Origin of the sequence: Mixta theicola, from assembly GCF_002895925.1 — a bacterium.
GTDB lineage: Bacteria > Pseudomonadota > Gammaproteobacteria > Enterobacterales > Enterobacteriaceae > Mixta > Mixta theicola.
This window is the reverse complement of the sequence record NZ_NWUO01000024.1, coordinates 17,229-30,295: the sequence shown is the minus strand read 5'-3', so window position 1 is coordinate 30,295 and position 13,067 is coordinate 17,229. Positions and strand designations below refer to the sequence as shown.

The following is a 13,067-nucleotide window of genomic DNA, read 5'->3' as shown; positions in this document are numbered from 1 at the left end:
TACCGTTGTTACCGGTCGTGTTGAGCGTGGCGTGGTCAAAGTGGGTGAAGAAGTGGAAATCGTTGGTATCAAAGATACGGCGAAATCTACCTGTACCGGCGTTGAAATGTTCCGCAAACTGCTGGACGAAGGCCGTGCTGGTGAGAACGTTGGTGTTCTGCTGCGTGGTATCAAGCGTGAAGAGATCGAGCGTGGCCAGGTTCTGGCTAAGCCGGGCTCCATCAAGCCGCACACTCAGTTCGAATCAGAAGTTTATATTCTGTCCAAAGACGAAGGCGGCCGTCACACTCCGTTCTTCAAAGGCTACCGTCCTCAGTTCTACTTCCGTACGACTGACGTGACTGGCACCATCGAACTGCCGGAAGGCGTTGAGATGGTAATGCCGGGCGACAACATCAAAATGGTTGTTACCCTGATCCACCCGATCGCGATGGACGACGGTCTGCGTTTCGCAATCCGCGAAGGCGGCCGTACCGTTGGCGCGGGCGTTGTTGCTAAAGTTCTGGGCTAATCGCCGATAACATTTGACGCAACGTACAAGAAGAGGGCATCATTTGATGCCCTTTTTATACGCTGTAACATAGAACCTGGCTCATCAGTGATTTTCAGCTCATAATCATTGCTGAGACAGGCTCTGTAGCACGGCGTGATCGACCGAGTTACGCCTCAACAGCTGCATTCGGTTTGGCTGCCTCGCATGCGCGGGGCAAAATTGTTTCTGATTTATGTGGCAGGTTGGTTTATGAGTGCTAATACCGAAGCTCAAGGAAGCGGGCGCGGCCTGGAAGCGATAAAGTGGGTAGTCGTCGCCATTTTGCTGATCGTAGCAATCGTAGGCAACTTCTATTATCGCGAAGTGACCTTACCGCTGCGCGCATTGGCTGTTGTTGTTCTTATCGCGGCGGCAGGCGGCATCGCACTGTTGACGACGAAGGGTAAAGCAACGCTGGCTTTCGCACGTGAAGCCAGAACCGAAGTGCGCAAAGTCATTTGGCCTACGCGTCAAGAAACGCTGCATACCACGTTAATCGTTGCCGCGGTTACTGCCGTGATGTCACTGATTTTGTGGGGGCTGGATGGTATTCTGGTCCGTCTGGTATCGTTTATCACTGGCCTGAGGTTCTGAGATGTCTGAAGCTCCAAAAAAGCGCTGGTACGTCGTTCAGGCGTTTTCCGGTTTTGAGGCGCGCGTAGCACAATCGCTGCGTGAGCATATCAAATTGCACAACATGGAAGAATTGTTTGGCGAAGTCATGGTTCCCACTGAAGAAGTGGTAGAAATTCGTGGCGGCCAGCGTCGTAAAAGCGAGCGCAAATTCTTCCCAGGCTACGTCCTGGTGCAAATGGTTATGAATGACGCGAGCTGGCACCTGGTGCGCAGTGTTCCGCGCGTTATGGGATTCATTGGCGGGACTTCCGATCGTCCGGCACCGATTAGCGATAAAGAAGTCGACGCGATCATGAACCGTCTGCAGCAGGTTGGTGATAAACCCCGTCCGAAAACGCTGTTTGAGCCGGGTGAAATGGTTCGCGTTAACGATGGTCCGTTTGCCGACTTTAACGGCGTGGTGGAAGAGGTTGATTATGAGAAGAGCCGCCTGAAGGTTTCTGTCTCTATTTTTGGCCGTGCCACACCGGTTGAGCTTGATTTCGGTCAGGTCGAAAAAGGTTAAATTACCCGGTCGAACTTTTCGAATAAGGGTTGCAGAAGGCGCGAAATTGCCCTACAATTTCGCGCCTTTTGTTTTTATGTGGCTTCAATGCCATGTGAAAGATTAATCACGGGAAGCCTTAAACGGCGTTATACCCAAAAGAGGAAATATCATGGCTAAGAAAGTACAAGCCTACGTCAAGCTGCAGGTTGCAGCCGGTATGGCTAACCCGAGTCCGCCAGTAGGTCCGGCTCTGGGTCAGCAGGGCGTTAACATCATGGAATTCTGTAAAGCGTTTAACGCCAAAACAGAAAGCATGGAAAAAGGTCTGCCGATTCCGGTTGTTATTACCGTTTATTCTGACCGTTCTTTCACCTTCGTTACCAAAACGCCTCCGGCAGCTGTGCTGCTGAAAAAAGCGGCGGGTATCAAGTCTGGTTCCGGCAAGCCGAACAAAGACAAAGTCGGTAAAGTAACCCGTGCTCAGGTACGTGAAATCGCAGAAACCAAAGCTGCGGACATGACTGGTGCTGACGTAGAAGCGATGACTCGCTCTATCGAAGGTACTGCTCGTTCCATGGGCCTGGTAGTGGAGGACTAAGAAATGGCTAAGCTGACCAAGCGCATGCGCGTGATCCGTGACAAAGTTGATTCTACCAAACAGTACGACATCAACGAAGCTGTTGCTCTGCTGAAAGAACTGGCTACCGCTAAATTCGTTGAAAGCGTTGACGTTGCTGTAAACCTCGGCATCGACGCTCGTAAATCTGACCAGAACGTGCGTGGCGCAACTGTACTGCCGCACGGTACCGGTCGCTCTGTACGCGTTGCGGTATTTGCCCAGGGCGCGAACGCTGAAGCTGCTAAAGCAGCTGGCGCAGAGCTGGTAGGTATGGAAGATCTGGCTGAGCAGATCAAAAAAGGCGAAATGAACTTTGACGTTGTTATCGCATCTCCGGATGCTATGCGCGTTGTTGGCCAGTTGGGCCAGGTTCTGGGCCCGCGCGGCCTGATGCCGAACCCGAAAGTGGGTACGGTAACGCCGAACGTCGCTGAAGCAGTTAAAAATGCTAAAGCAGGCCAGGTTCGCTACCGCAATGACAAAAACGGCATCATCCATACCACTATCGGTAAGGTTGATTTCGACGCTGACAAACTGAAAGAAAACCTGGAATCTCTGCTGGTTGCGCTGAAAAAAGCAAAACCATCTCAGGCGAAAGGCGTGTACATCAAGAAAGTTAGCCTGTCTACCACCATGGGCGCTGGCGTTGCCATCGACCAGGCTGGCCTGACTGCAGTGGCGAATTAATAATCGCTTTACGCGGGCGAAAGTTTCTACTAGAATCTTACGCCCGTTGTTCTGTTAAACAGAACGCATGCTTAAGCTTAGTTCTTTAGCGCCGGTAAGGCTGCTGAAGAAAAAAGATAGGCAACAGATTTTCGGTTGGAGCCTGGCCTTATCCAGGCCTCCGTCCAAGACCGCAGGGGTCTTATCGATACCCAATAGATTTCGAGTTGCAGCAAGGCGGCAACTGAACAAATCCTCAGGCGCTTACTTAAATAAGCGACGGTGGTGAGTGAAGGCAGCCAATACAGCAGCGGTTCGAAAGATAAAGGGGATGGGACTTAATATTCCTGCGTAGACGGTGACAGAGCCTGAAGAATATTTTTATTTTCTGGATTCTGCTCACCGTGTTTTAGCGCCTGGCTTCCTTCCGGTTGCCAGGTGAAGTGAGTTTCGGAGGAATTCTTCCTCCGGCTAAAATCCAGGAGCAAAAGCTAATGGCATTAAATCTTCAAGACAAACAAGCGATTGTTGCTGAAGTCAGCGAAGTAGCCAAAGGCGCGCTGTCTGCGGTTGTTGCGGATTCTCGTGGCGTTACCGTAGATAAAATGACTGAACTGCGTAAAGCAGGTCGTGAAGCTGGCGTTTACATGCGTGTTGTTCGTAACACCCTGCTGCGCCGCGTCGTAGAAGGTACTCAGTTTGAGTGCCTGAAAGACACGTTTGTTGGTCCGACCCTGATTGCATACTCTATGGAACACCCGGGCGCTGCTGCTCGTCTGTTCAAAGAGTTCGCGAAAGCGAATGCAAAATTTGAGGTCAAAGCTGCAGCCTTTGAAGGTGAGCTGATCCCGGCGGCACAAATTGACCGTCTGGCAACGCTGCCGACCTACGAAGAAGCACTGGCACGTCTGATGTCGACCATGAAAGAAGCCGCTGCAGGCAAACTGGTCCGCACTCTGGCTGCCGTACGCGATGCAAAAGAAGCCGCTTAAGGCCTTTTTTACTACGCACTTTTACGTACACACTATTTTCTGATTCTTAGGAACAATTGTCATGTCTATCACTAAAGATCAAATTCTGGAAGCAGTAGCCGCTATGTCCGTAATGGAAGTGGTTGAACTGGTTTCCGCTATGGAAGAAAAATTCGGCGTTTCTGCTGCTGCCGCTGTAGCTGTTGCTGCTGGCCCGGCTGAAGCTGTTGAAGAAAAAACTGAGTTCGACGTTATCCTGAAAGCTATTGGCGCTAACAAAGTTGCTGTGATCAAAGCAGTACGTGGCGCAACTGGCCTGGGCCTGAAAGAAGCGAAAGATCTGGTTGAGTCTGCACCGGCTGCGCTGAAAGAAGGCATCAGCAAAGATGACGCTGAAGCTCTGAAAAAATCCCTGGAAGAAGCTGGCGCTGAAGTTGAAGTTAAATAAGCCAACCCTCCAGGTTGCAGCCTGACTTTTTAGGCTGATGGCTGGTGACTTTTTGGTCACCAGCCTTTTTGCGCTACAGGGCCTCAATGGGGTTTCGCACTGTTTGTCCATTGAGCGTCTTCAATATCTTTTTCTATCGACGCCTTAATATACTGCTTCCCTGCAGGGTTCCCTGCCCATGCAACAGCAATGAAATGATTTAAGAGTGATAGAAAGACGTATTGCGGAAGGTGTCTCGCACTTTCCGGAAAACAAAATAGTGTTGCATGAACTGTCCTTCAGGACGGACAGAGTGGGTCGACTTGTCAGCTAGCTGAGGAACCCTATGGTTTACTCCTATACCGAGAAAAAACGCATTCGTAAGGATTTTGGCAAACGTCCGCAGGTTTTGGACATACCCTATCTCCTTTCTATCCAGCTTGACTCGTTCCAGAAGTTTATCGAGCAAGATCCGGAAGGCCAATATGGACTGGAAGCTGCATTCCGTTCCGTATTCCCTATTCAGAGCTATAGCGGCAACTCTGAGCTGCAGTACGTCAGCTACCGCTTAGGCGAACCAGTATTTGATGTTAAAGAGTGTCAGATCCGTGGCGTGACATATTCTGCTCCGCTGCGCGTAAAACTGCGCCTGGTGATCTACGAGCGCGAAGCGCCGGAAGGCACCGTTAAAGACATCAAAGAACAAGAAGTTTACATGGGCGAAATTCCGCTCATGACCGAAAACGGTACCTTTGTGATCAACGGTACTGAAAGGGTTATCGTTTCTCAGCTGCATCGTAGTCCTGGCGTATTCTTTGACAGCGATAAGGGTAAAACCCACTCTTCGGGTAAAGTGCTGTATAACGCACGTATCATCCCTTACCGCGGTTCATGGCTTGACTTTGAGTTTGACCCGAAAGACAACCTGTTCGTCCGTATTGACCGTCGTCGTAAACTGCCGGCCAGTATCATTCTGCGTGCGCTGAGCTTCACGACTGAGCAGATCCTCGATCTGTTCTTCGAAAAAGTCGTGTTTGAAATCCGTGACAACAAGCTGCAGATGGAACTGGTGCCTGAGCGTCTGCGTGGCGAAACCGCCTCTTTCGATATCGAATCGAACGGCACGGTCTACGTTGAGAAAGGCCGTCGTATTACCGCGCGTCACATTCGTCAGCTGGAAAAAGATGGTATTCAGCATATCGAAGTGCCGGTGGAATATATCGCAGGCAAAGTGGTTGCTAAAGACTACGTTGACGAGAGCACCGGTGAGCTGATCGTAGCCGCTAACATGGAGCTGTCGCTGGATCTGCTGGCTAAACTGAGCCAGTCGGGCCATAAGCGTATCGAAACGCTGTTTACCAACGACCTTGACCACGGCGCATACATCTCCGAGACGCTGCGCGTTGACCCAACCAACGATCGCCTGAGCGCGCTGGTTGAGATCTATCGCATGATGCGTCCTGGCGAGCCGCCGACGCGTGAAGCTGCGGAAAACCTGTTCGAGAATCTGTTCTTCTCAGAAGACCGTTACGATCTTTCTGCGGTTGGCCGCATGAAGTTCAACCGTTCTCTGCTGCGTGATGAAATCGAAGGCTCCGGTATCCTGAGCAAAGAAGACATCATCGAAGTGATGAAGAAGCTTATCGGAATCCGTAACGGTAAAGGCGAAGTGGACGATATCGACCACCTTGGCAACCGTCGCATCCGTTCCGTAGGCGAAATGGCAGAAAACCAGTTCCGTGTAGGTCTGGTGCGCGTTGAGCGTGCGGTTAAAGAGCGTCTCTCTCTGGGCGACCTCGATACCCTGATGCCGCAGGATATGATTAACGCCAAGCCGATCTCTGCGGCGGTGAAAGAGTTCTTTGGTTCCAGCCAGCTGTCTCAGTTTATGGACCAGAACAACCCGCTGTCTGAGATTACGCACAAGCGTCGTATCTCTGCTCTGGGCCCAGGCGGTCTGACGCGTGAGCGTGCAGGCTTCGAAGTTCGAGACGTACACCCGACTCACTATGGTCGCGTATGTCCAATCGAAACGCCGGAAGGCCCGAACATCGGTCTGATCAACTCCCTGTCGGTCTATGCGCAGACTAACGAATACGGCTTCCTTGAAACGCCGTATCGTCGCGTTATCGATGGCGTGGTCACCGACGAAATTCATTACCTCTCTGCTATTGAAGAGGGTAACTACGTTATTGCTCAGGCGAACACCAATCTCGACGACGAAGGTCACTTCGTAGACGACCTGGTGACCTGCCGTAGCAAAGGCGAATCGAGCCTGTTCAGCCGCGACCAGGTTGACTACATGGACGTTTCCACTCAGCAGGTGGTTTCTGTCGGTGCGTCCCTGATCCCGTTCCTGGAGCACGATGATGCTAACCGCGCCCTGATGGGTGCGAACATGCAACGTCAGGCGGTTCCGACCCTGCGTGCTGATAAGCCGCTGGTAGGTACCGGTATGGAACGTGCGGTAGCGGTTGACTCCGGTGTAACCGCCGTAGCGAAACGTGGTGGTACCGTACAGTATGTTGATGCTTCTCGTATCGTTATCAAAGTTAACGAAGAAGAGATGTATCCGGGCGAAGCCGGCATCGACATCTACAACCTGACTAAATATACCCGTTCTAACCAGAACACCTGCATCAACCAGATGCCGTGCGTGTCTCTGGGTGAGCCGGTTGAGCGCGGCGACGTGCTGGCTGATGGCCCGTCCACCGATCTGGGTGAACTGGCGCTGGGTCAGAACATGCGCGTAGCGTTCATGCCGTGGAACGGCTACAACTTCGAAGACTCCATTTTGGTCTCCGAGCGCGTAGTACAGGAAGATCGCTTTACAACGATTCATATCCAGGAACTGGCCTGCGTGTCGCGTGACACCAAACTGGGGCCAGAAGAGATCACCGCTGACATCCCTAACGTGGGTGAAGCTGCGCTCTCCAAGCTGGATGAATCCGGTATCGTTTATATCGGTGCGGAAGTGACCGGCGGCGACATTCTGGTTGGTAAGGTAACGCCGAAAGGTGAAACTCAGCTGACGCCAGAAGAGAAACTGCTGCGTGCGATCTTCGGTGAGAAAGCGTCTGACGTTAAAGACTCTTCTCTGCGTGTACCAAACGGCGTTTCAGGTACCGTTATCGACGTGCAGGTCTTTACCCGCGATGGCGTGGAAAAAGACAAACGCGCGCTGGAAATCGAAGAGATGCAGCTGAAGCAGGCGAAAAAAGACCTGACTGAAGAACTGCAGATCCTTGAAGCCGGTCTGTTTGCCCGTATCCACTCAGTGCTGGTTTCCGGCGGCGTGGAAGCGGAAAAACTGGACAAGCTGCCGCGTGAGCGTTGGCTGGAACTGGGCCTGACCGACGAGCAGAAACAGAATCAGCTGGAGCAGCTGGCTGAACAGTACGATGAGCTGAAGCACGAGTTTGAGAAGAAACTTGAAGCTAAGCGCCGCAAAATCACTCAGGGCGATGACCTGGCACCAGGCGTGCTGAAAATCGTTAAAGTGTATCTGGCCGTTAAACGTCAGATTCAGCCTGGTGACAAGATGGCAGGTCGTCACGGGAACAAAGGTGTTATCTCCAAGATCAACCCGATCGAAGATATGCCTTACGATGAGAACGGTACGCCGGTCGATATCGTACTGAACCCGCTGGGCGTACCGTCACGTATGAACATCGGTCAGATTCTGGAAACGCACCTGGGCATGGCGGCCAAAGGCATTGGTGACAAAATCAATGCAATGCTGAAGAAGCAGGAAGAGGTGGCTAAGCTGCGTGAGTTTATCCAGCGTGCTTACGATCTGGGCGCCGACGTTCGTCAGCGTGTTGATCTGAACACCTTCTCTGATGATGAAGTGCTGCGCCTGGCTGAGAACCTGAAGAAAGGTATGCCGATCGCAACGCCGGTGTTTGATGGCGCGAAAGAGAGCGAAATCAAAGAGCTGCTGCAGCTTGGCGATCTGCCGACTTCTGGCCAGATCACCCTGTTTGATGGCCGTACTGGCGAGCAGTTCGAGCGTTCGGTTACCGTTGGCTACATGTACATGCTGAAACTCAACCACCTGGTTGATGACAAGATGCACGCACGTTCTACCGGCTCTTATAGCCTGGTTACTCAGCAGCCGCTGGGTGGTAAGGCACAGTTCGGTGGACAGCGCTTCGGTGAGATGGAAGTGTGGGCGCTGGAAGCTTATGGCGCGGCCTACACGCTGCAGGAAATGCTCACCGTTAAGTCTGATGACGTTAACGGTCGTACCAAGATGTATAAAAACATCGTGGACGGCAACCATCAGATGGAACCGGGCATGCCGGAATCCTTCAACGTACTGTTGAAAGAGATCCGCTCGCTGGGTATCAACATCGAGCTGGAAGACGAGTAATTACCGCAAGGTAGCACTCGCAGTCGTACTGGTTACAAGAGAGTCCGGGCTTGCCCGGGCTTTCTTGAGAAGTCTCACTCCGACGGGAGCTAATCCGTGAAAGACTTACTTAAGTTTCTGAAAGCGCAAACTAAAACCGAAGAGTTTGATGCGATCAAAATTGCTCTGGCCTCGCCAGACATGATCCGTTCCTGGTCTTTCGGTGAAGTGAAAAAGCCGGAAACCATTAACTACCGTACCTTCAAGCCAGAGCGTGATGGTCTGTTCTGCGCCCGTATCTTCGGGCCGGTAAAAGACTATGAGTGCCTGTGCGGTAAGTACAAGCGCCTGAAACACCGCGGTGTTATCTGTGAGAAGTGCGGCGTTGAAGTGACCCAGACTAAAGTGCGCCGTGAGCGTATGGGCCACATCGAGCTGGCTTCCCCGACTGCGCACATTTGGTTCCTGAAGTCGCTGCCGTCCCGTATCGGTCTGCTGCTGGATATGCCGCTGCGTGATATTGAACGCGTGCTGTACTTCGAATCTTATGTCGTGGTTGAAGGCGGCATGACCAATCTTGAGAAGCGTCAGATCCTGACTGAAGAGCAGTATCTGGATGCGCTGGAAGAGTTTGGCGACGAATTCGACGCGAAGATGGGCGCGGAAGCGATCCAGGCGCTGCTGAAAAATATGGATCTGGAGCAGGAATGCGAGCAGCTGCGTGAAGAGCTGAACGAAACCAACTCCGAGACCAAACGTAAAAAGCTGACCAAGCGTATCAAGCTGCTGGAAGCCTTCGTTCAGTCTGGCAACAAGCCGGAGTGGATGATCCTGACGGTGCTGCCGGTACTGCCGCCGGATCTGCGTCCGCTGGTTCCGCTGGACGGCGGTCGTTTTGCGACTTCTGACCTGAACGATCTTTATCGTCGCGTCATTAACCGTAACAACCGTTTGAAACGCCTGCTGGATCTGGCTGCGCCGGACATCATCGTACGTAACGAAAAACGTATGCTGCAGGAAGCGGTAGATGCGCTGCTGGATAACGGCCGTCGTGGTCGCGCCATTACTGGCTCCAACAAGCGTCCGCTGAAGTCGCTGGCTGACATGATCAAAGGTAAGCAGGGTCGTTTCCGTCAGAACCTGCTGGGTAAACGCGTCGACTATTCTGGTCGTTCCGTTATTACCGTAGGTCCTTACCTGCGTCTGCATCAGTGCGGCCTGCCGAAGAAAATGGCGCTGGAACTGTTCAAACCGTTCATCTACGGCAAGCTGGAGCTGCGTGGTCTTGCTACCACCATCAAAGCTGCCAAGAAAATGGTTGAGCGTGAAGAAGCGGTCGTTTGGGATATTCTGGATGAGGTTATCCGTGAGCACCCGGTTCTGCTGAACCGTGCGCCGACGCTGCACCGTCTGGGTATTCAGGCTTTTGAACCGGTTCTGATCGAAGGTAAAGCTATCCAGCTGCACCCGCTGGTTTGTGCGGCCTATAACGCCGACTTCGATGGTGACCAGATGGCCGTTCACGTACCGCTGACGCTGGAAGCCCAGCTGGAAGCGCGTGCGCTGATGATGTCGACCAACAACATTCTGTCTCCGGCGAACGGCGAACCTATTATCGTTCCGTCTCAGGACGTTGTACTGGGTCTGTACTACATGACCCGCGACAAAGTGAACGCCAAAGGCGAAGGCATGGTGCTGACCGGCCCGAAAGAAGCTGAGCGTGTTTATCGCGCTGGCCTGGCCGAGCTGCATGCACGCGTTAAAGTGCGTATCACTGAATACGAAAAAAATGAGCAGGGCGATTTCATCCCGAAAACCAGCCTGATCGATACCACTATCGGTCGTGCGATTCTGTGGATGATCGTACCGCAAGGTCTGCCGTACTCCATCGTCAACCAGGCGCTGGGTAAAAAGGCGATCTCCAAAATGCTGAACACCTGTTACCGCATTCTGGGCCTGAAGCCGACCGTTATCTTTGCTGACCAGACCATGTACACCGGTTTTGCCTACGCAGCCCGTTCAGGCGCTTCCGTTGGTATCGATGATATGGTTATCCCGGCGAAGAAAGTGGAAATCATCACCGAAGCGGAAGCGGAAGTGGCTGAGATTCAGGAACAGTTCCAGTCTGGTCTGGTAACCGCTGGCGAACGCTATAACAAGGTTATCGATATCTGGGCCGCAGCGAACGAACGTGTTGCTAAGGCGATGATGGAAAACCTCTCTACCGAAACGGTCATCAACCGTAACGGCGAAGAGGAAAAACAGGTTTCCTTTAACAGCATCTTTATGATGGCCGACTCTGGTGCGCGTGGTTCCGCCGCTCAGATTCGTCAGCTGGCTGGTATGCGTGGTCTGATGGCGAAGCCGGATGGCTCCATCATTGAAACGCCGATCACCGCGAACTTCCGTGAAGGTCTGAACGTACTCCAGTACTTCATCTCCACGCACGGTGCGCGTAAAGGTCTGGCGGATACCGCACTGAAAACGGCAAACTCCGGTTATCTGACCCGTCGTCTGGTTGACGTGGCGCAGGACCTGGTTGTTACCGAAGATGACTGTGGTACGCATGTAGGCATCATGATGACGCCGGTTATCGAAGGTGGCGATGTTAAAGAGCCGCTGCGTGAGCGCGTTCTCGGCCGTGTAACGGCGGAAGACGTTCTGAAGCCGGGCACCGCTGACATTCTGGTATCTCGTAACACGCTGCTTGATGAGCACTGGTGTGACGTACTGGAGCAGAACTCTGTCGACAGCGTTAAAGTCCGCTCTGTTGTTGCCTGTGAAACCGACTTCGGTGTGTGCGCACACTGCTACGGTCGTGACCTGGCACGTGGCCACATCATCAACAACGGTGAGGCTATCGGCGTTATCGCGGCGCAGTCTATCGGTGAACCGGGTACACAGCTGACGATGCGTACCTTCCACATCGGTGGTGCGGCATCGCGTGCGGCTGCTGAATCCAGCATTCAGGTTAAGAACAAAGGTACTATCAAGCTGACCAACGCCAAGTCGGTAACGAACTCCGCTGGCAAGCTGGTAATTACCTCCCGTAACGTTGAACTGAAAATGATCGACGAATTCGGGCGCACCAAAGAAAGCTATAAAGTGCCTTACGGTGCTACCATGGCGAAAGGTGACGGTGAGCAGGTTAATGCCGGTGAAACGGTAGCGAACTGGGATCCGCACACCATGCCGGTTATCACCGAAGTGAGCGGTTTCATCCGCTTTACCGACATGATCGACGGCCAGACCATCACCCGTCAAACTGACGAGCTGACCGGTCTTTCTTCGCTGGTAGTACTGGATACCGCAGAACGTACCGCTGGTGGTAAAGATCTGCGTCCGGCGCTGAAAATCGTTGACGCTAACGGTAACGACGTACTGATCCCAGGCACCGATATGCCGGCACAGTACTTCCTGCCGGGCAAAGCGATTGTCCAGCTGGAAGACGGTGTGAAAATCAGCTCTGGTGATACTCTGGCGCGTGTGCCGCAAGAATCTGGCGGTACTAAAGATATTACCGGTGGTCTGCCGCGCGTTGCTGACCTGTTTGAAGCGCGTCGTCCGAAAGAACCGGCGATCCTGGCTGAAATCAGCGGTATCGTCTCCTTCGGTAAAGAGACCAAAGGTAAGCGTCGTCTGGTGATTACGCCGATCGACGGTAGCGATCCGTACGAAGAGATGATCCCGAAATGGCGTCAGCTCAACGTATTTGAAGGTGAGCGCGTAGAACGTGGTGACGTAATCTCCGATGGTCCGGAATCACCGCATGATATTCTGCGTCTGCGTGGCGTTCAGGCTGTTACACGTTATATCGTTAACGAAGTGCAGGACGTATACCGTCTGCAGGGCGTTAAGATTAACGATAAACACATCGAAGTTATCGTGCGTCAGATGCTGCGTAAAGCAACCATCGACAACGCGGGCAGCTCCGATTTCCTGGAAGGCGAGCAGGTAGAATACTCACGCGTGAAGATTGCCAACCGCGATCTGGAAACCAACGGCAAAGTGGGCGCAACTTACGCTCGCGACCTGTTGGGTATTACCAAAGCGTCACTGGCGACCGAATCGTTCATCTCTGCAGCATCGTTCCAGGAAACCACACGTGTCCTGACCGAAGCCGCAGTAGCAGGCAAGCGTGATGAACTGCGCGGCCTGAAAGAGAACGTTATCGTGGGTCGTCTGATCCCGGCTGGTACCGGTTACGCTTACCATCAGGATCGTATGCGTCGCCGTCAGTCTGGCGAGCCTACCGTGGCGCCGCAGGTTAGCGCGGAAGAAGCAACGGCCAGCCTGGCTGAGTTGCTGAACGCCGGCCTCGGTGGCAGCGACGACGAGTAATCGTCAGGTGTGATGAAAGACAAAAACCCTGCTT

Annotated in this window: 9 protein-coding genes; all 9 read left to right on the top strand. The window is 52.9% G+C overall.

Going from position 1 to position 13,067, the window contains the following annotated elements:
- Positions 1 to 511: EF-Tu C-terminal domain-related protein (locus tag COO59_RS19615; RefSeq protein WP_240614168.1), on the top strand; the 511-nt coding region annotated here is incomplete at its 5' end.
- 231 nt (positions 512 to 742) lie between these two features.
- Positions 743 to 1,126, top strand: coding sequence for a preprotein translocase subunit SecE (gene secE, locus COO59_RS19610; protein WP_103061367.1), 384 nt, complete (start codon positions 743 to 745; stop codon positions 1,124 to 1,126).
- A 1-nt stretch (position 1,127) separates the two neighbouring features.
- Positions 1,128 to 1,673 carry a transcription termination/antitermination protein NusG gene (nusG, locus tag COO59_RS19605; protein WP_085069543.1) on the top strand — a complete coding sequence of 182 codons (546 nt, stop codon included), beginning with the start codon at positions 1,128 to 1,130 and terminating at the stop codon, positions 1,671 to 1,673.
- Between the two features lie 151 nt (positions 1,674 to 1,824).
- Positions 1,825 to 2,253, top strand: a complete 429-nt coding sequence (gene rplK, locus COO59_RS19600) for a 50S ribosomal protein L11 (protein WP_103061366.1) — start codon at positions 1,825 to 1,827, stop codon at positions 2,251 to 2,253.
- A 3-nt stretch (positions 2,254 to 2,256) separates the two neighbouring features.
- Positions 2,257 to 2,961 (top strand): 50S ribosomal protein L1, encoded by a 705-nt coding sequence (gene rplA, locus COO59_RS19595; RefSeq protein ID WP_103061365.1) that lies wholly within the window; start codon positions 2,257 to 2,259, stop codon positions 2,959 to 2,961.
- A gap of 473 nt (positions 2,962 to 3,434) precedes the next feature.
- A complete protein-coding gene (gene rplJ / locus COO59_RS19590) occupies positions 3,435 to 3,932 on the top strand; it encodes a 50S ribosomal protein L10 (RefSeq protein ID WP_012772934.1) in 498 nt (165 codons plus the stop codon).
- A 61-nt stretch (positions 3,933 to 3,993) separates the two neighbouring features.
- Positions 3,994 to 4,359 carry a 50S ribosomal protein L7/L12 gene (rplL, locus tag COO59_RS19585; protein ID WP_103061364.1) on the top strand — a complete coding sequence of 122 codons (366 nt, stop codon included), beginning with the start codon at positions 3,994 to 3,996 and terminating at the stop codon, positions 4,357 to 4,359.
- A gap of 325 nt (positions 4,360 to 4,684) precedes the next feature.
- Positions 4,685 to 8,713 carry a DNA-directed RNA polymerase subunit beta gene (gene rpoB / locus COO59_RS19580; protein ID WP_103061363.1) on the top strand — a complete coding sequence of 1,343 codons (4,029 nt, stop codon included), beginning with the start codon at positions 4,685 to 4,687 and terminating at the stop codon, positions 8,711 to 8,713.
- 96 nt (positions 8,714 to 8,809) lie between these two features.
- Positions 8,810 to 13,033, top strand: a complete 4,224-nt coding sequence (rpoC, locus tag COO59_RS19575; RefSeq protein WP_103061362.1) for a DNA-directed RNA polymerase subunit beta' — start codon at positions 8,810 to 8,812, stop codon at positions 13,031 to 13,033.
- Positions 13,034 to 13,067 lie beyond the last annotated feature (34 nt).